The sequence below is a fragment of the Brevibacillus brevis genome (assembly GCF_001039275.2).
In the GTDB taxonomy this organism is placed as follows: domain Bacteria; phylum Bacillota; class Bacilli; order Brevibacillales; family Brevibacillaceae; genus Brevibacillus; species Brevibacillus brevis_C.
In genome coordinates this window covers 2,915,803-2,940,422 of sequence record NZ_CP030117.1, presented here as the reverse complement: position 1 = coordinate 2,940,422, position 24,620 = coordinate 2,915,803, and the positions used below count along the sequence as shown (strand labels likewise).

The 24,620-nt window shown below is 45.3% G+C and carries 22 protein-coding genes; 6 read left to right on the top strand and 16 right to left on the bottom strand.

Annotated features, from left to right (window positions below):
• Nucleotides 1-24 precede the first annotated feature (24 nt).
• Nucleotides 25-807: an enoyl-CoA hydratase/isomerase family protein gene (locus AB432_RS14770; RefSeq protein WP_048032918.1), complete on the bottom strand. Its 783-nt coding sequence runs from the start codon at nt 805-807 to the stop codon at nt 25-27.
• Nucleotides 808-1,084: 277 nt separating this feature from the next.
• Between AB432_RS14770 and AB432_RS14765 the strand changes: the two genes are divergently transcribed.
• The 3 genes from AB432_RS14765 to AB432_RS14755 all read left to right on the top strand — a co-directional run bounded on the left by AB432_RS14765 (nt 1,085) and on the right by AB432_RS14755 (nt 2,982).
• On the top strand, nt 1,085-2,008 hold the full coding sequence (locus tag AB432_RS14765) for a LysR family transcriptional regulator (RefSeq protein WP_048032917.1): 924 nt from the start codon (nt 1,085-1,087) through the stop codon (nt 2,006-2,008).
• A 170-nt stretch (nt 2,009-2,178) separates the two neighbouring features.
• Nucleotides 2,179-2,613: an SRPBCC family protein gene (locus AB432_RS14760; RefSeq protein ID WP_048032916.1), complete on the top strand. Its 435-nt coding sequence runs from the start codon at nt 2,179-2,181 to the stop codon at nt 2,611-2,613.
• Nucleotides 2,614-2,982 carry an ArsR/SmtB family transcription factor gene (locus tag AB432_RS14755; RefSeq protein ID WP_048032915.1) on the top strand — a complete coding sequence of 123 codons (369 nt, stop codon included), beginning with the start codon at nt 2,614-2,616 and terminating at the stop codon, nt 2,980-2,982.
• Nucleotides 2,983-3,099: 117 nt separating this feature from the next.
• Here AB432_RS14755 and AB432_RS14750 read toward each other — a convergent pair whose 3' ends face one another.
• The 7 genes from AB432_RS14750 to AB432_RS14720 all read right to left on the bottom strand — a co-directional run bounded on the left by AB432_RS14750 (nt 3,100) and on the right by AB432_RS14720 (nt 11,325).
• Nucleotides 3,100-3,675 carry a hypothetical protein gene (locus AB432_RS14750; RefSeq protein WP_048035820.1) on the bottom strand — a complete coding sequence of 192 codons (576 nt, stop codon included), beginning with the start codon at nt 3,673-3,675 and terminating at the stop codon, nt 3,100-3,102.
• A gap of 174 nt (nt 3,676-3,849) precedes the next feature.
• Nucleotides 3,850-5,205 (bottom strand): M20/M25/M40 family metallo-hydrolase, encoded by a 1,356-nt coding sequence (locus AB432_RS14745; RefSeq protein ID WP_048032914.1) that lies wholly within the window; start codon nt 5,203-5,205, stop codon nt 3,850-3,852.
• A gap of 36 nt (nt 5,206-5,241) precedes the next feature.
• The gene (locus AB432_RS14740) at nt 5,242-6,207 is read right to left on the bottom strand and encodes an ABC transporter ATP-binding protein (RefSeq protein WP_048032913.1); all 966 of its coding nucleotides are present in this window, start codon (nt 6,205-6,207) and stop codon (nt 5,242-5,244) included.
• 19 nt (nt 6,208-6,226) lie between these two features.
• Nucleotides 6,227-7,192: an ABC transporter ATP-binding protein gene (locus AB432_RS14735; RefSeq protein WP_048032912.1), complete on the bottom strand. Its 966-nt coding sequence runs from the start codon at nt 7,190-7,192 to the stop codon at nt 6,227-6,229.
• 10 nt (nt 7,193-7,202) lie between these two features.
• A complete protein-coding gene (locus AB432_RS14730) occupies nt 7,203-8,747 on the bottom strand; it encodes an ABC transporter permease (protein WP_048032911.1) in 1,545 nt (514 codons plus the stop codon).
• A 17-nt stretch (nt 8,748-8,764) separates the two neighbouring features.
• Complete coding sequence (nikB, locus tag AB432_RS14725; protein ID WP_048032910.1) at nt 8,765-9,685, bottom strand: nickel ABC transporter permease; 921 nt, start codon at nt 9,683-9,685, stop codon at nt 8,765-8,767.
• Nucleotides 9,686-9,714: 29 nt separating this feature from the next.
• On the bottom strand, nt 9,715-11,325 hold the full coding sequence (locus AB432_RS14720) for a glutathione ABC transporter substrate-binding protein (protein ID WP_048035819.1): 1,611 nt from the start codon (nt 11,323-11,325) through the stop codon (nt 9,715-9,717).
• 248 nt (nt 11,326-11,573) lie between these two features.
• Between AB432_RS14720 and AB432_RS14715 the strand changes: the two genes are divergently transcribed.
• Together AB432_RS14715 and AB432_RS14710 are read left to right on the top strand one after the other, a co-directional pair.
• Nucleotides 11,574-13,586, top strand: coding sequence for a sigma-54 interaction domain-containing protein (locus AB432_RS14715; protein WP_048032909.1), 2,013 nt, complete (start codon nt 11,574-11,576; stop codon nt 13,584-13,586).
• An 86-nt stretch (nt 13,587-13,672) separates the two neighbouring features.
• Nucleotides 13,673-14,638: a DHH family phosphoesterase gene (locus tag AB432_RS14710; RefSeq protein ID WP_048032908.1), complete on the top strand. Its 966-nt coding sequence runs from the start codon at nt 13,673-13,675 to the stop codon at nt 14,636-14,638.
• A 63-nt stretch (nt 14,639-14,701) separates the two neighbouring features.
• On the opposite strand, the gene AB432_RS14705 is transcribed toward AB432_RS14710, so the two are convergent.
• Both AB432_RS14705 and AB432_RS14700 read right to left on the bottom strand, forming a co-directional pair.
• Entirely contained in the window at nt 14,702-15,292 is a 591-nt protein-coding gene (locus AB432_RS14705; RefSeq protein ID WP_082195927.1) for a dihydrofolate reductase family protein, read from the bottom strand.
• 176 nt (nt 15,293-15,468) lie between these two features.
• Nucleotides 15,469-16,950 (bottom strand): Lsa family ABC-F type ribosomal protection protein, encoded by a 1,482-nt coding sequence (locus tag AB432_RS14700; protein ID WP_048032906.1) that lies wholly within the window; start codon nt 16,948-16,950, stop codon nt 15,469-15,471.
• Between the two features lie 434 nt (nt 16,951-17,384).
• On the opposite strand from AB432_RS14700, the gene AB432_RS14695 reads away from it, so the two are divergent.
• Nucleotides 17,385-18,014 (top strand): hypothetical protein, encoded by a 630-nt coding sequence (locus tag AB432_RS14695; RefSeq protein ID WP_048032905.1) that lies wholly within the window; start codon nt 17,385-17,387, stop codon nt 18,012-18,014.
• 117 nt (nt 18,015-18,131) lie between these two features.
• On the opposite strand, the gene AB432_RS14690 is transcribed toward AB432_RS14695, so the two are convergent.
• From AB432_RS14690 to AB432_RS14665, 6 genes are all read right to left on the bottom strand, one after another.
• Nucleotides 18,132-18,980, bottom strand: coding sequence for a VOC family protein (locus AB432_RS14690; protein WP_048032904.1), 849 nt, complete (start codon nt 18,978-18,980; stop codon nt 18,132-18,134).
• 206 nt (nt 18,981-19,186) lie between these two features.
• Entirely contained in the window at nt 19,187-21,232 is a 2,046-nt protein-coding gene (locus AB432_RS14685; RefSeq protein WP_048032903.1) for a (Fe-S)-binding protein, read from the bottom strand.
• A 127-nt stretch (nt 21,233-21,359) separates the two neighbouring features.
• Complete coding sequence (locus tag AB432_RS14680) at nt 21,360-22,604, bottom strand: acyl-CoA dehydrogenase family protein (protein WP_082195926.1); 1,245 nt, start codon at nt 22,602-22,604, stop codon at nt 21,360-21,362.
• An 18-nt stretch (nt 22,605-22,622) separates the two neighbouring features.
• The gene (locus tag AB432_RS14675) at nt 22,623-22,964 is read right to left on the bottom strand and encodes a MaoC/PaaZ C-terminal domain-containing protein (RefSeq protein ID WP_048032902.1); all 342 of its coding nucleotides are present in this window, start codon (nt 22,962-22,964) and stop codon (nt 22,623-22,625) included.
• Nucleotides 22,965-23,014: 50 nt separating this feature from the next.
• On the bottom strand, nt 23,015-23,338 hold the full coding sequence (locus tag AB432_RS14670) for an FAS1-like dehydratase domain-containing protein (RefSeq protein ID WP_235617694.1): 324 nt from the start codon (nt 23,336-23,338) through the stop codon (nt 23,015-23,017).
• A gap of 86 nt (nt 23,339-23,424) precedes the next feature.
• Nucleotides 23,425-24,618, bottom strand: coding sequence for an acyl-CoA dehydrogenase family protein (locus tag AB432_RS14665; RefSeq protein WP_048032900.1), 1,194 nt, complete (start codon nt 24,616-24,618; stop codon nt 23,425-23,427).
• Between the last annotated feature and the right edge of the window lie 2 nt (nt 24,619-24,620).

The following is a 24,620-nucleotide window of genomic DNA, read 5'->3' as shown; positions in this document are numbered from 1 at the left end:
CCTCACCAACAAGGAACTCTCCTATCATTTCCCTTTAAATTGTGGAGCCCGTTTTTCAAAAAAGGCAGTAACTCCTTCTTTCAAATCTTCCGTCTGAAAGCATAATCCTTGACCAAAGGCTTCCAGCTCCAAAAACTCTTCCAAACTGACATTCGCGCTATAGTGAACAAGTTGTTTGATCAGTCCAATGGACAAGCTCGGCCCCTCTGCAATCTTTTGGGCTATGGAGCATGCCCGCTCCAGCAAGATACCATCATCGACTACTTCATTCACCATCCCTATCTGGTATGCTTGTTCTGCCGTGATGCGCTCTCCCAACATCATAAGTTCTTTAGCTCGGTGAGGCCCCAATGATTGTGTCAAAAAATGAATCCCACCGAAATCGGGAAGAGCCCCCACTTTCACGAAACTTTGAATGAAAAAAGCGGAACGGGCTGCAATAACCAAGTCACAGGCTAAAGCCAGACTGACTCCCGCTCCTGCTGCGGCGCCATTTACAGCAGCTATTATGGGCTTTTCCACTTTTCTCATCATATGAAGCAGTTCATAATACTGTTTCATTCTTTTACGGGTAGCAAAAGCATCCGAAGTATCACGCTGAACGTTACCCAAATTACCGCCAGCACTAAACGCACGTTCTGTACCTGTGATGATAACGGCTTTGACTTGGTCGTCATATTGAATTTCCCTTAATGTATCGAGTAGTTCCCATGCTGCTTCCGTTAAAGGATTTCTAATTTCAGGCCTGTTCAATTTGATGATGCAAATGTTGTTTTCAATCGTGGTCAGGATGTTTTTTTCCTTCATACGACTCACCTCTTTGGTGTACTCGAACCGAGTTTTGTCAAATGCTACCAACCCTACTTAAACGAAACTCTCCTCCTTCCTTTCAAAATTAACTTGGAAGCGTTATTATTAAAGTGACAATTCTGATTGTTCGAAATCTTACGTTCATGATATTCTTGTACTATCCATTTTTAAAGTTTAGAAATGAAAAGGTACGTTATGTAAATATTAATGGCTCATATTAGTAAGCATTCCTAAACACATTTTCCATGAAAATCAATGTTACTGGGGTGAAGCTATGCGTATCGAGCAGCTTATCTACATAACTGAAATAGCAAAAACAGGATCGATTGCGAACACCGCCGAACGACTTTTTGTGTCTTCTCCAGGTATAAGCCTTGCGATCAGCAGCTTGGAAGAAGAGCTCGGCGTAAAAATTTTTGAACGCTCACGCACTGGATTAGAGCCCACTGAAGTGGGAAGGAAGCTGATCTTACGCGCTCAGGAAGTATTAAACCACATCGAAGAATTCAAAAATGAGGCGAGATGTGATTCTTCTGAGTTCGAAGGACAGCTATCCATCTCTATTGTCCCAGGCATCTGTCGAACACTCGTCCCGAAAACCTTGGCTGCGATTACGACAAAATTCCCGAAGGTCCATCTTCATGTAAAAGAAGCACATCTGATGCAAGTTCGAAAAGATGTTTTGAATGGGGATGTCGACATCGGAGTCATCTATTCCTTTCCCTCCTCCCATGAAGAAAACAAACTGCTTACTACAACCCACATTACAGATAGCTCCATGATGGTTTGTTTTCGAAAGGACTCGGAATTGGCTAGCAAAGAGATTGTTTACATGGAGGATTTATATAACTATCCAATTGTTGCCTCCACCAATTTGAGTGATACAAAAAAATTTTATTCCTATCTATTTGAGGAATTTCACAAAATTAACTTCTTCGTTCAATCCCAAAACTATGAAACAAAAAAACATTTCATCTCGCAAGGAATGGCATTGGGATTTGAAACTCGCCTGACGACGAAAACCGATCCATTTTTTCAAAGGGAAGATATTATTTGCAAGCCTCTCATTGCAAAGGAACCCGTAGTCTCCTATTATTGCATCAAATTAAAAAACCAATACGTTTCCGCGGTCGGTAAGGAATTTTTGAAAGAACTTCAAGTGCAAGCGGAGCCATTTAAAGAAGGAAGTAGACTATGAGTCGATCCATGAATGTTACAAAGGAGCTTCAGTTAATCTGATCTCCTTTTTTGTATAGTCTTATATCCTTGGGGGAAAAATACCATTTACATAAAACCAAAAGGTGTTATATCATCATAAAGTAAAACCAAAAGGTGTTATATTTTCACTACGAAACGGAGAGATTCATCGTGGAACAGAACAACCAGCAAGCCGTAGAAGATATTAAACAAACCATTGTTTTCGACGCCCCTATTCAAAAGGTATGGGAGAAAGTATCCACTGCGGAAGCCATTTCAGCTTGGTTTATGCCGAATGATTTTCAGCCTGTAGTTGGTCATGAGTTTCATATCCAATCCCCTTTTGGGCCGTCACCATGCAAAGTGTTGGAAGTAGAAGCACCACATCGCCTTTCTTTTGCTTGGGATACAGAAGGTTGGGTCGTCTCTTTTCTTTTAAAAGACCTGGGAGAGAAGACGGAGTTTACCCTCATTCATGGTGGATGGAAAGCGGCAGATGAGATCATCGGAAAAGCAAACGCGAAGAGCTCAATGATTCGCGAGAAGATGAATCAAGGTTGGGTTGGAATTGTTCACGAGCGCCTGAAAAAGGTTGTGGAAGGCTAAATGTCTGCCTCAGCAGAAAAGGTTGATGTATTTCAAGCGATTGCTGACCCTACTCGTCGAGAAGTACTTCGCTTGCTAGCTGAAAAAGAATTACCGATCTCAGCGATTACCTCTCATTTCCCCATAAGCCGAACTGCTGTGGTCAAACATCTTCATATACTTGCCGACGCTGATCTGGTCACGGGACATAAAGTAGGTCGTGAGAAAATTTATCGGCTGCATCCCGGTCCCCTGACAGAAGTAAAGCAGTGGCTTTCCTTTTACGAGCAGTTTTGGAACAATAAGCTGTCTATGCTAAAGCACCTGGTAGAGACCGATGGCGACACGGCGTTAACTGTTGTGCAATCGGAACCAGATCAAAAAAGGTAATCATTTATCTTGCTCTTCCCTCTTGATCGGTTGCCCCAAGATCAAGAGGGTTTTCTTTGATCAGGCATTTTAAATAGCAAAAAGACTGCCGATTGCTCGACAGTCTGCGTCGTTCGATTACTTATTCAACAGCTCGGTCAGTTCAGTGGATTCGGTCAATTGCAGCGGTGCAGTTCCATAAGCTTTGCCATCTTCTGAATCAAACATATGGTCTTTGTTTTCTCCGCTCAATACGAAGAACAGTGTCTTCGCCTTTACTTCTGCTTTGTTATCTGTACTAACAGTCGCTGGCAAAGTATTTGTCGTTACTTCAGCGTAGTTGAATTCAACCGCCAAAGCCTCTTTCTTGTCCTTCTCCACCGCTTGGGTACTCTCGTCAAAACGCATTTGGTTCGCTGGCGTTTCAAAGCGTTTGTTCATGAGCGCAAGAATTTCCTTGAACTTATCATCTTCCGGCTTCAGCGATGTTTTTTCCCCTTGCTTGTACACTACGATTTCCTGTGGAGCAGCGATCACCTGTTGCTCTTCTTTTTTCGCTTCTTCAGGTTTTTGCGTAGTTGCGTCACCTGCTGGCTGTTGGGTGCCTGTTGCTGCTTGATTTTGATTTACTGGTTGCTCCGTAGGCTGCGTGTTGCCGCAAGCAGTCAGGACTGCGAGCAGAAGTGCAGCGGGGATCAATGCAGACTTTTTCATGTTGAAGACCACCTTTTCCATATTCTCTCTCCACTATTTTACTCGTGTAATAGAAATAAGGGCGATCGCGAATAATCGCGAACACGCCCGTGCCGTTACTGATACGTGGAGTGCTATTAACCCAAGCATTATATTACATATGGATATGAATAGCAAATTACCACTTATTGATTCTTACTTTGAAAGCTCCCCTAATCGATGAATCACATGGCATGTACATGAAATGCCCTGATAAAAAAGGTCCACTACCATATTTTCATTCGGCGCATGATTCGCCTCATCTGCGTTCGCATACGGGACCATCACGGATGGGACTCCGAGAATCTGAGTCCAGACATAATCGGGGAGGCTCCCGCCGACTCCAGGTACAAGAAGAGGATCTACTCTGTACGCGTCTCTGACTGCCTGTGTAACCACTTTCACGATCTCCAGTTCAGCAGAAGTACGTGAAGGTTTCATTTCTCCTTGATGCAAGACCTCTATGGAAGGATTGTGTTTTTTCACATGTTCGCAAAGCTTTTGAAAAATATCGTCTGGGTCTTGATCGATGACTAGCCGTATATCCATTTTCACACGCGCAGTGGCAGGAATAATCGTCTTGGAGCCGTCTCCCCCGTACCCACTGTGAAAACCGCAAATATTGAAAGTCGGTTCCAAGGATACCAAGCGATAAAAGGTTTCGGCGTCCGCTTCGATATCTGGATATCCGATCTGCTCGATTAACACCTCACGTTCAAAAGGAAGCTTGCGAAGCAAATCCAGCTCATAGGCAGTCGGTTGGCGGATATTATCGTAAAATCCTTCGATTAGCACCCTCCCTTGCTCATCACGCATCGTTTTTAACAAGTCAATAAGAATCCATGCCGGATTGGGTGCGATATTTCCCATATTTCCCGAATGATGATCCCATTTTGCTCCGTGTGCTACCAGTTCGACACCAAGAATACCCCTGACACCTAACTCAACAGAAGGGATACCACTTCCATGCATGGGCCCATCTGATGTGTAAACAAGGTCACATGCCAATAGCTCTTTATTCTCTTCAACGAAAGTCGCGAGATGAGGACTACTGTTTTCCTCCTCCCCTTCAAATACCAGCTTCACATTGACTGGCAACTCACCAAAGCTGTCCAAATACGTTTGAATCGCCAGTACCTGAGCCATTAACTGACCTTTGTTGTCTCCTACTCCTCGACAATAAATCCTTCCGTCTCGTATGTTCGGTTCAAAGGGTGGCGACAGCCATTCCTCGAGCGGCTCAGGAGGCTGGACATCATAGTGACCATAGATCAATACTGTGAATGCATTCTCAGCCTTTATCCATTCTCCATATACAACTGGATGTCCCGCTGTTTCCATTAGGCGACTCTGTATCCCACATGCCTGCATCATCTCATTCAACAGCTCCGCACATTCTCGTACGCCTACATTGGTTGTACTTATGCTTTTCTGTTTCAACAAGGCAAACAGTTGCTGTAAATATTGTTCTTTTCGCTCCTCTATCAGACGCTGAACTGTAGCCAAGCTCATTGTTATATTCTCTCCTATCGATTGTTTCCTTTTGGATCAGACATAGAGATGACAAGCCACACTATGCGCATCGGTCACTTGCCGCATATCTGGTCTGATTTCTTTACAAATCTCCATCACACTCGGACATCTACTGGCAAAAGCACAGCCCTGTGGAGGGTTGGCTGGCGAAGGCACGTCCCCTTGCAAAATAATTCGTTCCTTTCTCAATCGGGGATCTGCCACCGGGATGGCGGATAACAACGTCTTGGTATAGGGGTGTAATGGATTGGCGTACAATTGTTCCGTTTTCGCAAGCTCCGCCATTCTTCCTAAATACATGACTCCGACACGATTGCAGATATGTCGAACCACCCCGAGATCATGGGAAATGAACAAGTAAGTCAGTTGAAATTCTTCTTGTAAATCCTGCATAAGATTTAAGATTTGCGACTGGATCGATACATCTAGTGCAGAGACGGGTTCATCAGCCACTACTAGCTGTGGTTGAAGAATCAGTGCACGAGCAATGCCAATTCGTTGCCGCTGCCCACCCGAAAATTCATGAGCATACCGCTCAGCATACATGCGATTTAACCCGCAAACCTCCATCATATGATGTATTTTTTCCAAACGCTGATGTTCATCACCCAATCTATGGGCTTTTAGCGGCTCATCTAGAATTTCCTTTACCGTCAATCGTGGGTTAAGCGACGAGAATGGATCTTGGAACACCATTTGAAAATGCTTGCGCTGTTGCCTCATTTCACTTGCTGATAAGGAGGACAGACTCCTGCCTGCAAAGCTGATATCTCCTGAAGTTGGTTTTATCAGGTGCAAAATCGCCCTGCCCATCGTCGATTTTCCACATCCGGATTCTCCTACCAGCCCGAGCGTCTCTCCTTGATTGATGGTAAACGAAACATGATCGACGGCCTTCACTACACTCTTCGTTTTTTGCAGCAGCTTGCTCTTCCCTGGATAAAACACCTGTAACTGTTGTACTTCTACTAATGGGTCCATCCCAACACCTCCCGTTCTCCTAGGCATGTAACCAGCAGCGGCACGTATGATTATTGCCGACCGAAACGATCGCGGGGTCTTCCCCCCAGCAACGGTCAATAACACGATCGCACCGTTCTGCAAAGCGACAACCCTTGGTGATCGACCCTGCTGGCGGGACTTGCCCTTTGATCGTATATAGGCGGCTTCTCTTTTCTACTGAAGAGGGCATGGATTGCAGTAGACCAATGGTATAAGGATGCTTAGGATTATGGAATAAATCATCGACGTCAGCTTCTTCCACGACTTCTCCTGCATACATCACCAGAACGCGATCACACATCTCAGCGACCACCCCCAGGTCATGAGTGATTAGCATGATGGCTGTATTTTCTTTTTCTTGCAATTTTTTCATCAGGTCTAAGATTTGCAATTGAATCGTTACATCCAGCGCCGTTGTTGGTTCATCCGCAATCAACAGCTTTGGCTGGCATGCCATCCCAATCGCAATCATTACCCGTTGCCGCATTCCACCCGACAATTCGAACGGATAGCTTCGGTAGATTTGCTCAGCACGGGATATACCGACGCGCTTTAGCATCTCAATGGATTGTTCTTTTGCTTCCTGTTTGGATGCGCACGTATGAAGTAGAATAATCTCATCGATTTGTCGGCCGATCGTAAAAACAGGGTTTAAGGAGGTCATCGGCTCCTGGAAAATCATCGAGATCTCGGTTCCTCGGACCACACGCATTTCTTCCTCGGAGAGTTGGGTCAAATCCCTGTTGTTATAAACAATTTGTCCATTCGTAATGCGGCCGGGTGGGTTGATCAGGCGCATGATCGATAGTGAGGTAATGCTTTTGCCGCAACCGGATTCTCCGACGATCCCCAAGGTTTCACCCGCATGAACAATAAAAGAAATACCGTTGACGACAGTTATCTCTTCCTTTTCTTTCTTAAAAGAAACCTGTAACTGGTTGACCTCTAAAATAGGCGTATTCATTCGTTCACTTCTACTCCTTTAGCTTGGGATCGAGCGTATCTCGCAGACCGTCGCCAAACAAATTGAAGCAGACTACAGTCAGTACAATGGCGATCCCAGGAAAAAATGTTGGGTAGAAAAAATTCCGGCTGTTGTCTTTGGCTGCGCTCAACATCGCCCCCCATTCCGGAGCTGTTATGTCACCACCTAGACCGAGAAAGCTAAGAGCAGCTCCAAGCAGAATCGCTGTACCAATTCTCATCGTCAAATAAACCATGACCACAGGAAGCATACCAGGCAAAATATGCCGTATGATAATCACAAAATCCTGCACACCGATTGATTTAGCCGCTTCCACATACGTCATTTGCTTTAACGCTAAAGCACTCCCTCTGACGATGCGGATGAAGATGGGAACCGTAAAAACTGCTACTGCAAAAATAATGTTCACCATCCCAGCCCCTAGCACGGCAATCACTGCGATCGCGAGCAATATCCCCGGAAACGCCAACAAAATATCGGTTAGACGCGTAATAATCGAGTCAATCCACCTTCCGTAATATCCAGCTAATAGGCCAAGCAGCGTCCCAATAACAGCACCGATCCCGACAGATACGAAACCAATGAACAGTGTTTCACGAGTCCCAGCCAAGACACGACTGAAGATATCCCGATTTTGATGATCGGTTCCGAACCAGTGCAGTAGGGATGGCTGTTGATGTTTCCTATTGTCCATAAGTGCGATATGCGTCTGACTAGGCTGTATTTGGACGAGTACAGGCTCTTGCATCGATGTTTCAACAGCTATCGGGACAATGGTAGATACAGGCCCGATTGATACTTTCACTTGCCCGATACCCTGACCAAGCGCGGTCACCATCCCATCAGGCGTTACACGTACTACTTTTTCATCTGTCGACTGGTAATGAATTTGTCCGTCCTCTTCCGATTGCTTTTTCTTGGCTGTTACGAACCCGTTGTTTTCTTGTGAGACAGCCTTGTTCGCCCCCACTACTTGTTTCAGGTTGCTACGAATTTGTTCAAAGCCGATCAGCTTAACATCATTTGAAAGTCTGGCCTCTAGGTCAAGCTGGAAGATGTCCCCCTTCTTTACCATGCCTGCCGGACCTTGAAGCAGCAGCTGCGTAAGAATCGGTGGGGAGTCCTCTGCAGAAACGTCTAGCTTGATCTGCGAAGCGACATCTCCTTTTGCCATCAGCACCGTTGTGCTTCCTTGCCCGACTGGTGTTATGGTGATCGAGCCATTCGATTCACTGACGGTGGAAATCTGTCGGTTCGTACTTTGCAGCATAAGCTCAGACACAGGGAGTTCTGTACCATCACTCATGATCCCGCTTATTTGAATCGATCCGGTCAATTCTTTCGTTTTGTCGATTCCCTTTTCCTCATACTGCTCTGTCACAGGCCGATTCGGATCATAGGGTGTGATCCATGGCCCTGCCAACCCTAGCAGAAAGATGCCGATTAATATCCAAAAGGCTACTACCGCCATCGTCTGTTTCTTGAACTTTTTCAAAAATAGCTGAAAGGGAGAGTGAGTATTCTGACTTTTCATTCGTCTGCTCCTCTTTGTTATTCATAACGGATTTGCGGATTCACAAGACTGTAGCTGATATCTACAAGAAGATTGACGATGAGAAACTGGACGGAAAAGAGCAGAATGAGCGCTTGCATGGCCGGATAATCGCGAGCGAGAACGGAATCAATCAAATACGATCCCAGCCCTGGCCAGGAAAAAACTTGCTCAACTACGACTGCTCCTCCGAGCAAAAAGCCAAATTGCAACCCAGTCATCGTGATCACAGGAATCAGCGCATTACGCAATACATGCGTCCAAATGATGACTGACTCTCGCTGCCCTTTCGCCTTGGCTGTGCGTACAAAATCTTCCTGTAATACTTCAAGGACACTGGAGCGTGTAAAGCGGGCAATGATCGCAGACACTCCGAATCCTAGTGTTATCGACGGAAGCAGAAGGTGCGCAAAAGTTCCGCTGCCACTGGTTGGGAACCATCCCAACTGCACGGCAAACATTTGCATGAGCATGAGTCCGAACCAAAACTCCGGAATGCTAATGATCGTCGTGGTTGAGATAATCCCGATGCGATCCCAAATCGACTTGCGCCGAGCCGCTGAATAAATTCCGACAACCAGGCCTATAATCAGCGCCCAGAACATGGCGGCAAACGTTAATCCAAGCGTGTATAAGAACCGCTTACCGATCTCGTCAGACACATTGGTCTTTGTTTTATAGGAAACACCGAAATCGCCGGACAAAATTTGCTGAAGATAACGACCGTACTGCACATAGAGTGGATCATGAAAGCCTAGATTCGCTTTTACTTTCTCATAGGTGGCCATATCCATTTCCGCACCGTACATGATGCGGATCGGGTCGCCAGGGGTAAGATGTACGAACAAAAAAGAAAGGATCGAGATGATCACTAAAATGGGAATCATGCCCAATATGCGACCAAAAATATATCTAGCCATTTCCTACACCTTCTCTTTAGAAAACTAACTTATTGTTTGTATGCAGCCTGGAGACGAACTGTATCAAGAGTAACCCCAACATCCAAGACATTTTTCCGTTTTGCGATCACCACATCCGGGACGTACAGGAATATCCATGGGGCTTCATCCATGATGACTTTTTGTGCTTCGGTGTATTTTTGCTGTGCCATGCTGTTGGCTGTTGCTTTCAATGCTTCATTTAGCAGCTGATCGACTTGTTCGTTCTGATAATAGCCAGAGTTATTATAGTTCGGTGGAATTCGGTCAGATGCAAAGTTCGGTCGCATTCCCCAATCCGCTTCCGCTGTACCCGTACCCCATCGCCCGATGTAGAGATCCGTTCCCTCTCCGGCATCCAGCCTTTCAAATAGCGTGCCGCTCTCGTAAGCTTGCACCTCTACTTTGATCCCTACAGCTTGCAGCTGCATTTTGATATTTTCAGCAATCGCGACGAATTCCGTTGAATTGCGCGTCCACAACGTAGCTGCGAAACCATCTGGATAACCAGCCTCTGTCAAAAGCTGTTTCGCTTTGTCAACGTTGTACGGATAGCCTTGCTGTTTCGCGTAGCCTTTTACCAATGGCGAAAGCGGTGAATCGGCAGCTGTACCAAAACCGTCAGCAACCTGACTGATCAATTGTTCTTTGTTGATCGCGTAGTTCATCGCCTGCCGCACCCGCTTGTCCTTGTACTTATCCAGCTTTGTATTCATACCGACATAAATCATGTTGAGCGATGGACCGGAGTAAACATCGAGATTCGGATCTGTTCCCATACTCCGCGCATCCAGGGTCGGCAAACTTGTCACAATGTCTACTTCGCTGGCTTTGAGCATATTGACCCGCGTACTCGCCTCCGTCACAGGCTTAAACAGAATCGCTGCTAGCTTTGCCGGCTTCTCTTTATCCCAGTAACCATCAAAGGCAGCTACCTTCACAAACTGCCCGTTCTTCCATTCGCGGAATTGGTAGGGTCCTGTCCCTACTGGATTGCGGTCCAAATTGTATTTCGGATCATCGATTTTTTTTTGCAATTCTTTCAGCGATTTAAAGGTGGCAGAAGGATGTGCCATAAAGGCAACCATCGCAGAATTTGGTTCTTTCGCCACAACAGTGATCGTGTACGGGTCTACTACAGTAACCTCCTTGATAAATCCAAAAAAGCTCGCTCTTGCCATGCCATTCTCCTTGTTGCGTACGTAATCCAGATTCTTTTTCACTACTTCTGCATCAAAGGGTGAACCGTCATGAAAAAGGATTCCTTTGCGTAAATGAAAAGTCAAAGAGGTTGCATCAGCGCTTAATTTGTAATCGGTTGCAAGAATAGGGACAACCTCCCGATTTTCATCCAGCGTAAGCAATCCTTCGAACATCGTGGACAAAATATGCAGCGTGTTGCTATCCGTGGAATTCCAAGGATCAAGTGAGGTGGCCTCCGCTTCAAGAGCCACTGTTAATTCCGCATTTCGTACTGCCTTTGCTGGTACTTCTTGTTGTTGAGCATTTCCAGGCGCTGGTCCGCTTGTTGGCGGGGGTTGACCAGAATTGCTCGTACAGGCAGATAGCATGGCTGTTGCCATCAAAAAGCTGACTGTGAGTAATCTCACTCTTCTTCTCATCTGCACGTAAATCTCTCCCCTTTCTATTAATGAAGTGAAACTACTGAATTAATTAGCATGATCTATGCCAAAAAAATAGGGAGCAGTCTATGCTGCTTCCTCGTCCTGAACCGTTGATATTTGCTGGTTTTCTCCATCAATTAATCGTGCAATGAAATACTATTTGGTTTACGATATAGAATATTCGGTTATTTCTTGCAATTAATTCAACCAAACACACCCAAATAACCAAAAGCGAGGAAGGCATGATGAACGAATTCATTTTACTAGCTGGCAGCAAAGACACCCGAATCGCGCTTGTCAATCAACTTCAGGAGATTATGGACGGGTATGTGCGGATGAGTAGTTATTCCGTCGAGGAGGAACTTCCAACAACCCTTCATAATCAATTGGTCGTCCTCTCCCACCCGCTCGTATTAGAAGAGCCAAAAATAAGAGCATGCCTTGGAACAAATTGCAAACTCATCATCGCCAATAGGATCATCAATTACGAAAACATCGACAGGCTCTTATACTTACCAGTTGGAACCAAAGCTTATTACGTCAATGACTCCTTAGAAACATGTTTGGAGTCCATTGAATCACTGAAAAAGCTGGGGATTGACCACATTCATTACATACCGTATTATCCCGGCATTCCGCACGTAGAAATAATTGATCTCGCAGTGACACCAGGGGCGTTCGAGCTAATCCCTGACCATGTTCAAGATGTAGTGAGTATCGGTCCCCGCCTGATGGACATCTCGACGATTCATCAAATACTCGACCATTTCCAACTGAACGGGCCAGGAGACGTGATCTCTCAGCGCTATTTGCGTAAAATCATTCAATTGAGCAAGCGGCTGGCTGATGCCAACCAGATAGCCACAGATTTGAATAAGCATTTGAATGAGGTGCTGGATGGCGTAAACGACGGGATCTTGACAATTACGCAAGATGGCAAGATCACGGTCTTCAATGAGGAGCTCGGCCTTCTGCTCGGTGTCTCTGCCAAGCGTGTTATTGGCAGACATATTCGTGATGTCATGGATCATCCTGAGCTCATCGACTTTTTATTTGCCCTCTCACAGGAAGAGGATCGCTGGTTTACGTTCGGTGAGGTTGAAGTCATTGTTCACCGCTTCCCTTTAAACAATGACCAATCACTCGTCGCTACGTTCAAGAATGCGAGAAAGACAATCGAGTTGGAAAGATCGCTGCGCTCCGAATTGAAAAAGAAAGGCTTTGTGGCCAAATACACATTTGACGATATGATTGGGGAAAGCTCAATCCTCACGCGCACAAAGGAAAAGGCAAAAAAACTGGCAAAAACAGACCTCACCCTCCTGATCCAAGGAGAGAGCGGCACGGGCAAGGAACTTTTTGCGAGTGCCATCCACAACGCATCGCTGCGGGATAAGAGGCCGTTTCTCGCTGTCAATTTCAGCGCCATTTCTGAGGATTTGATGGAAAGCGAGCTGTTCGGCTATGATGACGGTGCATTCACAGGGGCTAAAAAAGGTGGAAAAGTTGGCTTGTTCGAGCAAGCAAACGGCGGCACGATCTTTTTGGACGAAATCGGTGACAGTAGCCTGAAGCTACAGGCACGACTTCTGCGGGTCCTGCAGGAAAAAGAGATTATGCGCATCGGGGGAAGCCAAATCATTCCAATCGATGTTCGGATCATTGCTGCCACTAACAAAAATTTGCTGCATATGATCGAACAAGGAACTTTTCGGGAAGATTTGTATCATCGGCTACGTGTTCTCTTTGTCGATCTCCCCTCCCTGCGAACTCGAACCGATGACATCCCGCTGCTCGTTCGGCATTTTATCCGACAAAGCGTACACCCACAAGTGACTATCAAGCCGGAAGTCATCGAGAGGCTCACTACCCTACCGTGGTTTGGAAATGTGCGGGAGTTAAAGAACACCATCGATTACATGCTGGCTGTCTGTGACGAGGATATCATCCAAATTAAGGACATGCCGTGGGAAAATAGCTTTTTAAAAAGCGATCATTCACATACCGAAGCGCCGGTCATTCCTGATGAAGAAGACGAGCTGCTGCTTATCTTACGGAGTATTCAAACCATCGCTGAACGTGGCGAAAGGCCAAATCGACGGAGAATAACCGAGATGAGCAAGGATTGGGCAAAGCCACTGAGCGAGCAGCAGATTCGCAGCAGATTGGATGTACTTGAATCGCGTGGATATATTGTAAAAAGCCGGGGGCCTTTTGGGACGAGGTTAACCGATGCTGGATTGAGGGTATTGAAATAAAGATGGTCTATCTATTGCGGTCCTGGGAAAAATGATTTATGGTAGTGAACTACGAAATCTGGACTCAATTCATAAGGAGATGCCCAATGAATCATCAAAAAATCATTCACTTCAGTGATAAGGACTTGGATGGCGTATCCTGTGCGATACTGAGTCAAATTGCTTTTTCCAAGCAAGAAGTCGATTCCCGCGGGGTAACTCCTTACACTGTCAATCAAGACGTACAAAAGTTTATCGAAGAAGAACTCACCCCCGATATGTATGTCGTAATTACCGATGTAAGTGTCAATGACGAGGTCGCAACGCTCATTCAGAAAAAGATCGATCAGGGTCATGCGTTTGTCTTGATCGATCATCATCCAACCGCCTTGCCATTGGCCTCCAAGTACGAATGGGCAAAGGTTATTACGGAAGAATCAGGGAAAAAGACTTCGGCAACGAGCCTCTATTATGATTACCTGGTAAAGCAGGGATATCTGATTCCAACTAGCGTTCTCTCTGACTATGTGGAGCTGGTTCGTGCCTTTGATACGTGGGACTGGGATGCAACCGGTACTGTACAAGCCAATCAACTGAACATTTTATTCTATATGGTCGAGCGAGACACGTTTGTTCAAAATGTGCTGGGGCGCTTGCGTGGTGAAGGTGCTCATACAGATCAATTCGTATTTGACGAAGTAGAATCGATCCTCATCTATACAGAAGAAAAACGAATCGATGAATTTGAGCAAAAAAAGCTGAAGCAAATGAAGCTGATTCCGGTTGAAATTGATTTAGACGAGCCAAAAACGTATCAAGTGGGCGTGGTTTTCCTCGAGCAATATCACTCCACGACAGGTAATTTCTTATGTAAAAATGCGGAGATGATTGATTTCGTCGCGATGCTTGATCCTGGAAAAGGTAGAATTAGCTTTCGAACCATTCGAGAAGACGTGAATCTGTCTGTGATTGCCCAGCATTACGGTGGTGGCGGTCATCCAAAGGCTTCTGGATGTTCCTTTACGGGTGTTACGTTAAAGGCTTTCGTATACCCTGCTTTACGAACGAATTAGTGTAAAAACCAAAAAGTCCAATTTCTCCATCCATGAAATTGAGAAATTGGACAAAAACCTTTTTTATTCTGCTTGTGCCTTTCCGATCTCATATCGTAGTTGTATGGAACCACTTTTTCCGTAAAGCTTCGTTTCTATCAACTTCATGTCGTGACGTGTATGAATGTTGTCAAAGTAATGTTTGCCGCTGCCCAATAACACCGGATGAATAATCATTCGGAGTTCATCAAGTAAATCAGCATGGATCAAACCTTGAACAAGGCCCGCGCTAGCAGGAACAATGATATCACCCTTGATTTGTGTTTTAAGCTCTTTTATTTTGGTCATGACATCAGAATGAAGGAGTGTAATCGTATTGCCGTAGTCACCCCAATGAACTTCCGTAAGCTCACTATTATTGGTTGCTACAAACTTTTGAGTCTTATTTATCGCATCAGCCCAATCTCCCTCTTGGAACGGCCAATAGCTTGAAAAGCCTTCATAGGTGACTCGCCCCATCAAGATGGCGTCAACCCTCTGGAATAACGCAAGACCGTCATCTGTGGCGTCGATGATTCCAGGCAATGCCCAGCTTACCATATTATCTTCTTCTCCTGTCGGCCCAGTATAGATACCATTTAATGTACTGCTTACATTTGCAATTATTTTCCCCATTGGATCTCCGCCATTCTTTTAAAAGTATTATCTAAAAACTACCACATTTCGCTGCTTACTATTTCTTCTCGATTGCTCAATTTTCCTTACGAACAGTCCCTGACCTCCTACGAAAAAGGAAGGTGAGGAAAACGAAACGGTTCTCCCCACCTTCCTTCTTTTAGACACTTTTCGTCCTAGTATAGTTCAACGATCTTTGTAGCGATGTTATTGCAAAATTCCCTGTCATGCTCCACAAAAAGAATTGTTGGCGAGTGTTCCAGGAGCAGCTCTTCAATTTGCATGCGAGAAATGACGTCAATAAAGTTTAGCGGCTCATCCCAAATATGAAGATGTGCTTTCTCGCAAAGACTTTTCGCAATGAGTACTTTCTTCTTCTGTCCGCCACTAAAAGCGGAGATATCCTTCTCAAATTGCACGCGGGAAAAGTCCAGCTTGCGCAGAATTGATTTGAACAAGCTCTCTTCGATCCCGTTGTCTCGCGCAAAGTCAGTGAGATTGCCCTTTAGATGGGAAGTGTCTTGAGAAACATACGAGATTTTCAATTGACTCCCCTTTCGGAAGGTCCCCGTATGTTGGATGTTCTCCCCACAAATGAGCTTGAGAATGCTGGATTTTCCTGAACCGTTCTTACCTGCCAGCGCTATACGCTCTCCCTGCTCAATCGTAAAGTTGACATCTGAACAAACTAGCTTCTCTCCGTAATAAATCGAGACCTTCTCCAGTTCGGCCAGTTGATTTTTATGATAAGCAAGCTGTGCAATCTTTAAGCTCTCCTGGTTTTCAATGTTTTTCAGCAGCTTCGACTTTTCATCAATGGCGGATTGCTGCCTTTGCTCCATCGATTTGGAGCGCTTCATCATTTTCGCAGCCTTGTGGCCAACATACCCTTTGTCTATTTTGGAACCGGAATTCAATGTTCCATTTTTCGTCTTTTCCACAGCGTCCGACCAGTTGCTTGTACGTTTGGCTGCGTCCGACAAGCGTTTAATGTCTTTTTTGAGCTTCTCATTCTCAGCGAGTTCATAGTTATCCTGTCTCTGTTTATTTTCCCACCAATCAGAGAAATTCCCTTTTTGCACCTCGATGTTCGTCTTGTTGATGGACAAGATGTGATCGACACAATTGTCTAGAAATGCTCGGTCGTGAGACACCAAAATATAACCGTTTTTGGAATGGAGATAATCACTGACGAGCTCCCTTGCATGCATATCGAGGTGATTGGTTGGCTCATCAATTAACAAAAAACTGTTTTCCTTTAGAAACAAGGCGGCTAACATTACTTTCGTTTGCTCCCCGTTAGACAAAGATTCAAAGGGACGATACAGAACATCCTCTGAAACCTTTAAGAGGGAGAACTCGCGCATTAATTCCCATAGCTGATAATCCGGGACAATGTCTTGAACGATATCAATGGTCAGATATTCTTTGTTCTCGACTTGGAAAGGAAAGTATTCAAAGCTGACATGAGCACTAATCTTTCCGCTGTATTCATATTTACCAAGCAACAGGTTGAGAAAGGTCGTCTTCCCCCTCCCGTTTCTTCCCGTAAAGCCCAATTTCCAATCCGTATCGATTTGGAAGCTCACGTTTTCAAAAATATTATCGAAACTGCCTTCATAGGCAAACGTTAAGTTATTTACATTGATTAATGACATACAATCAACCTCCTGTATAAAAATAGAAAAGCTACAAGAAAGTTACCCTCTCTTGTAGCTCAAATAAATACAGCAAATCCAACTCAAAAAGAGTTAGATATGGATATATTGATTGAGTGAAAAGATAATGTAACTTTCTTGCGTATAAAGAATAAAACATGCGAAGGATATCGCTTTTTTGTTTTATTTTTTAAGCAAGAAAAGAATCCATTATACCTTTCAGCTCCCGTCATTAATTTAACAGTATTGTATCATATCCATTTTTTAGTTTCAACAAGTTTTACTTTTTATAATTCCGACGACACGACTCCCTCGACGATTATCAACAAGAATTTTTTTCCAGAAAAAGAAGGAAATTTCAAAAATGTTTAGAATTCTCATGCTTATTGAAATTCTTTTTTTTACTTATTGCATTCATATGGAGGAGTTACGCTATGAATAACGTGGTAAGAAGTTTGGGTATTCTCGTCTTGGCATCATCATTCCTGATCGTTCCGACACAAGCAGCAGATGCAGTAGGAAAAGGAAAAGAATCTAACGTCCGTCCACAAAAGTATATCTTTGATGGAAACTGGAAGTACGGTGATACGTTAGTAGTCGCATACGACACGTTCTTTCCGAATGGATGGATTTCGATTGAAAAAGAGCCACATCGTGGAACACAGCTTGGATATGAAATAGCGAAATATATTAATGGCGCTAATTATGGGCAAGTGGAAAGAAGCTTAAGCTTTAACATCCCTTCTGGTTGGGTAGAAATCGGTCGAGGTTATAACAGCAAGAGACAGGCTTATATCGATATCAGAAATGAGAATAAAAAACGGTACCAACCTCAAGAGCTGGAGAATAAATGGGTCGGTACCGGGGTGCCTGTACCATATGGCTGGGTCGTGGTAAATGTAAGTCTCTATGAAAAACAAATCGTAAATATCACCAGTATCCCTACTGAATCCAGCATTGAAGCGGTCAAGCACCCTTCGCCAGCCTTTGCTTATGAAATCCCAAGAGGCTGGGAAATCACTGTAGACGGAGAGCATTCTCGAATCCTCACGAGAAAGTACTAATCATTAATCAATATCTGAGATAAGTAGTCGACCTGTAGGTAGCACGATGGAAAACCATTCATGCAACCCACAGGTCGTTTTCGTTTATCGAGCTGAAAGCTCTCCTGCGGCTTCCAATTATATGTGCAGTTGAATCAGATTGCCAGAAGGATCCTCCGTAACAAAATGACCGCTCTCCTCCTGAACACTTGCACCGATCTCTCTTAACTGAGTGATTACTTGATTTCTCGCTCTTTCATTCGGAAGCACCAGGATAAACGATTCGAGCCCCGGACTCTTCGGATGTGGCGGTGGAGCGCCGACACCCGCCCATGTATTCAACCCGATATGATGATGGTACTTTCCAGTGGAGATGAACAGTGCTTGTGCTCCATATCGGTTCACTACTTCAAAGCCAAGTCCTTTGGTATAAAAATGTTCAGCTTCATTCAACCTCGATACATGCAGATGAATATGTCCCATGATGGTACCAGCAGGCAGACCCTTCCACGCGGTTTGTTCCCCATTTGACAACAAATCTGTAAAATTCAATGGATCTGTTGCCATGTCTACGGTACCTTCATGCCAGCTCCATTGATCAGGATCACGATCGACATAAATTTCAATCCCATTTCCATCCGGGTCCGATAAGTATAGCGCTTCACTAACGAGATGATCCGAAGACCCGATACGCAAATTCAACGCAGAGAAGTGTCGCACAACGCTAGCCAAATCAGAGCGTTTTGGCAGTAGAAGCGCGAAATGATACAAACCTGTCGAATGATTTTGTTTCGGTAATGCGTCATGAAGTTGTTCGATGGATAGCAGCACTGTTTTGCCGTCAGCAGTCAGCTCCGCCTTTGTGGCAGATTGGTTCAAGATTTTAAATCCGATTACTTCCTGATAATAAGCCAGGGAGCGATCCAGGTTCTGTACCTTGAGATTGACCTGTCGGACAAACGTATGGGGACTTTGATGAAAAGTCATGAGCGTGTTCCTCCTCGTTTATATACATGGGTGTTCTTCATACTTCTGTCAAGCTGACCATAAACGACCTTCTCTATTCCGAGATGAAGTTCCGTTTTAACTTACGATTAGTAATAAAGTTACTATAATATATCAAATGCCGATTGTCACGAAAAATCCTCTCCAAACAAAAAAGAGCGGTCTATCGCTCTTTTTTCGACGTTCTTTTAGATCGCTTTCTCCACGATTTCTGCAATGTCCAGCGTTTTGACGAGGTGCTCCATCTCTTTTGCCTTTGTCCCGTCACTCATCATGGTCAGACAGTATGGACAGTTGCTGCCGATTGTCGTTGGATTTAGACGGAGTGCCTGCTCCGTACGCTCAATATTTACACGTTTTCCTTGTGTTTCTTCCATCCACATCATCCCACCGCCTGCCCCGCAGCACAGCGCATCTTGTTTGTTGCGCGCCATCTCCAGCATTTGAACACCTGGAATGTGGGTAAGGATTTGCCGCGGGATATCGTAAATATCGTTATACCGCCCGATGTAACAGGAGTCGTGATAAGCAATGGATTCGTCGACTTCCTTCGTCGGCTTGATCCGTCCTTCCTGCATCCACTTCCAGATCAATTCTGTATGATGATAGACTTCTGCCTCCAACCCGAATTCTTGATATTCATGCTTAAACGTATTGTACGTATGCGGGCAAATCGTGACGATCTTCTTGACGCCATAAGCTTGGAAGTTCGCGATGTTTTCCTGGCAGAGCTGCTGGAATAAAAACTCGTTCCCCATGCGACGAGCTGTATCCCCGGAATTACGCTCCTCATTGCCCAGAACAGCAAAAGAAATACCCGCCGTATTCATAATTTTGACGAAAGCCTGCGCGATCTTTTGGCTACGAAGATCAAACGATCCCATGGAGCCGACAAAGAACAAATATTCGAACTCCTCTACCTCACTCACGGTAGGCACTTGGATGTCTTCGCGCCCCTCTCGCCACTTCAACCGCTCTTTTCGGTTAATCCCCCACGGATTGCTCTGTCGTTCGATATTTTGGAAATAGCGAGATGCTTCATGCGGCATACTGCCTTCCGTTAACACGAGATAACGGCGCATATCGATAATTTTTTCCACATGCTCATTCGCTACTGGACATTGATCCTCGCAATTTCTGCACGTTGTACAAGCCCATAGCTCTTCTTCCGTAATGACGTCTCCGATCAGCGTAGGAGCTTGTACTGCGGTAACAGCCACTTCATCATACATTGGATGGTTCCCTCTTGCCTGCGCAAACGCAAAGGAAGGCATCCATGCCGTACGTGATGTAATCGCTGAGCCTTTTTCCGTCAGATGATCGCGCATTTTCACAATCAGATCCATTGGCGATAGCGTTTTGCCTGTACCGGATGCAGGACACATATTGGTACATCTACCGCATTCCACGCAGGCGTACAGGTCAATCAACTGATTTTGCCGGAAATCCTCGATCTTTCCGACGCCATAAGTCTCTTGCTTTTCATCCTCAAAATCAATGGATGTGAGCTTCCCGACAGGTTTGGTATCGCGCAACATGATATTTACAGGCGCGAATAGTACATGCGCGTGCTTGGATTGCGGGACATAGACCATAAACGCAAGGAGCGTAAGTAGATGAACCCACCAAAACAGATAGAACAGTGCACCAGCTATCTCAGGGGGTATCCCAGCGAACAAGCTAGCGATCAACGATGAGATGGGAGCATGCGCCCCACCTGAATCTCCCAGCCATAGGTGCTCAAAGGCTAAAGTAAAGAAAATCGATAGCATCAGTGTTGTTAAAAAGATAATCACAAGCCCTGATTTAAACCCTCGTTTCAAACGCTTTACTTTCTCAATATAGCGACGATAGTAGGCATAACCAACTGCGAGCAGCACGAGAAAAGTCGTAATCTCCTGACTGAGACTGAAATACTTGTGAGCCTCTCCCATCGGGTATTCAAAGCCTTTGACGAACCCTTTGATAATGAGTTCAATCGCCCCAAACTGAAGAATGATAAAGCCGTAAAACATGATGATATGCATGACACCGCTTTTCGGATCTTTCAAGAGCTTTGTTTGGCCAAATACTTGCGTGAGAAATTCTTGGATGCGTATCGCGGCATCCTTCTTCAGGTTTGCTTTTTTGCCGAGCTTGATAAAGGCGATTCGGCTGTACACGATTTGTACGAATAAATATGTGGCATACCCTGTTATGGCGAGAAATGCTACAAAGTTTAGGAAGGATAACATGGATGAACCTCCTCAAGTAAGACCAGCAATGAATCGGAGCAACTTTTCATGCACCGATTCATTGCTTGGGAAGCCTACAGTGACGATAGCTACTTTCCCTTGAAATCTCATCTGGTTCCTCCAGATTCTACTGAAAGCTTTGATCGCCTTGGAGCAAGCGTCGGGCAATCGTACGCTTTTGGATTTCCGTCGTACCGTCAGGAATTCGCAAGGTTCTTGCCCATCTCCATACTTTTTCCAGCTTCATTTCATTCGTTAAGCCCATGCCCCCGTGGATTTGTATGCATCGGTCGACAACTTTCTGCAACATTTCCGTACAATAAGCTTTGATCATCGAGATTTCCTTGAGCGGGAGCTTTTCTTGATTTTCCATTTTCCACGCGCAATGCAGCAGCATATTACGTGCGGCATAGATCTCCATCGCGCAATCAGCGAGCATCATTTGTATCGCCTGATGGTTCCCTATTGTGACGCCGAAGGTCTTGCGTTCATTTGCGTATTGGATCGCTTTGTCCAGCGCCCACTGTGCCGCACCTACACATGTCGCTGCCATAACTACCCTTCCCACATCAACGCCGTGCAAGGCTTTACCGAAACCTTGATTCAATTCGCCGATGATATATTTTTCATGAACCCGCGCGTTTTCTATGGAAATGATCCCGATCCGCGAGCCCAGGTGTCCCATATACGGAATGGATGAGGTTGCTACACATGTTTTTCCGTCAAACGGGACAAGGAAGCAGGTAATTCCGCCCTTTCTTTTTTCCACTAGTTCGGGATCGGTGATGGCGAAAATGATCCCGTATTTGGCGTAATGCGCATTGGTAATCCACTGCTTCGTCCCATTCAGAACCCAGTGTTCCCCATCCTTCACGGCTTTGGTCTTTATCGCCCATACATCAGAGCCTGCGTCTGGTTCACTCAGTCCGAAACATAACGTAATTTCGCCTCTAGAGATACCGGGCAATAACTCGGCTTTGGTATCAGGGTGCATCCCCAACAGTGCTGGTGTGAGTCCGCCTGTAAACAGACCCGCTGGGAACATTTCCATGACTAACGGGTCCAGACCGTATTTTTTCATGATAGCTTCATATATCAGAGCGACAGAAATCGGGCCAAAATCATCTCCCGATCCCCCCAGCTCTGACTCACCAAACATCGTATAGAATCCGGCTTCTGCTGATTTTAAGCGAACTTGTTTCAGCGCTTCTTGTACCCCAGGTGAAAGCAAGCCATTCTCGTCATAAAAATATCTTTCATTTTCCAGCTCTTTTTGATATTTCTTGCGAAGAGGGTCAATTTCTACTTCAACGAATCGATAAATCGCGGAGATTACCTCTTTGATTTCCTCTGAAACCTGAAAACTGATCATGTTTGATACCCTCCCTTATTATCCTTTTCTAACTTCAAACTGGGCACTGACCTTCACTTCTCCTGCTTCATTGACGACTTCTGCTTCACATAGCCAACGATCTTCCTTTTCAGCTACAACGGAGCCTTTTACGATGATTTTTTCTCCCGGTCGCGTCATGCCTCGAAACCGAACGGAGAACTTCAAGAGATCATCTGCATGAAACCACGTATGGATTGCTTGCCCGACAAAACCCATGATCATCATGCCGTGTGCGATGACGCCACCAAGCCCCGCTTTTTCGGCAACGGGCACTACCGTGTGAATAGGATTGAAGTCACCTGAGGCTCCGGCATATCGGACGAGCTGGCTATGCGTTATTTCTTCTTTATATAGCGGTTCGAATGGTTTTACCGATCATGTTCATCCCCCTAATGTCTTTCGATGATGGTCGAACGTCCAACGACAACGGTTTCACCATGTTGATTGACGAACTCTTTTTTGATGACGACGAAGTTCATGGCCGCTTTTGTGTATACGTCCTCGACTTCTCCATAAACCGTTATGTCATCCCCGATTCGGATTTTGCCTAAGTACTCATATTCTTGTCCACCGCGGAGAACTTTTTCAATTTTCAGACCCAAATTCATTGAGACGGACGTTTGAGAACCCCAAAATTCGATGACAGTGGGAAACGTTGGGGGAATGAACCCGTCCTCAACGTCAATGGACTGATTATTATCAAGGGCGTACAATAGCTCTCTGACTTTGCATCGATTAACCGGTTGAGTTGTTCTTTCTTTTCTCTTCGTCCACCAAAACTCTGCGGACAGTATTACGCCTACATCCCGAGATTTTTTGCGATAATGTTTTTCATAATTTCTGTCGTACCACCGTAGATCGGCATGACAGCGACATCACGGTATCGACGAGCAATGGCGTATTCTTCCATGAAGCCGTATCCTCCATGAAGCTGCAAGCATCTAACGGACATACGTCGTGCCATTTCGGTGATCGACCACTTCGCCATGGAGACTTGCGTCGATACATTTTCGCCATTCATATGCCGGTAGGTCAGATCATCGACAAAGGTCTGAGCCATGGAAATTTCCGTAGCCATCTCCGCCATCTCGAATTGTGTATTTTGAAAGGAACTGATTGGTTTACCGAAAGCGTGTCGCTCTTTTACGTAAGTCATGGTCGTCTTGAGCATCTCTTCAGCCACAACTAACGCGCCAATTGCGATCATAATCCGCTCTTGTTGCAGCTTATCCATCAGGTAGTAGAAGCCCTTGCCTTCCTCACCAAGCAGATTGGATACAGGGACACGTGCATCCTCAAAAACCAGCTCTGCCGTATCCGTAGAATGCTGCCCCAATTTCTTCAATTTGCGACCACAAGAAAAACCCGGTGTACCGTCCTCAACTAAAAGGATGCTGATCCCTTTATGAGCAAGTGTAGCTGTTGGGTCTGTCTTGACGCAAATGAAGAATAGCCCTGCATTGATTCCATTAGAGATAAATGTTTTTTGTCCATTGATGATATAGTGGTCTCCATCTCGCACGGCAGTTGTCCGCATTCCCGCCAAGTCGGAGCCGATGCCTGGTTCCGTCATGCCGATCGCTGTCGTAATCTCACCAGATACGCATTTGGGCAAGTACTTTTTCTTCTGCTCCTCGGTGCCATAGCGTTCCAAATAGGGAACGATGATGGAACTGCTCATACTTGCCAAGCCGCCTACTCCAACCCGACTCAATTCTTCGGCCAAAACCATGTTAAAACCAAAATCGAGTCCAAGTCCGCCGTACTCAGGTGCAACTTGCGGGCATAGAAACCCTTGCTCGCCCATTTTTTGATAAAACTCACGTGGGGTGTATTGCTCTTCCTCCCACTTCTCAATGTTCGGTACGGCTTCCCTCTCGAGAAACTTGCGTAGAGAGCTGCGAAACATCTCGTGCTCTTGTGTAAGAAAAGGGCGATTTCTTTTAAATAAATCAAATGTCGCTGGCTTCGATGCCGGAATGGTTTGTGACATCA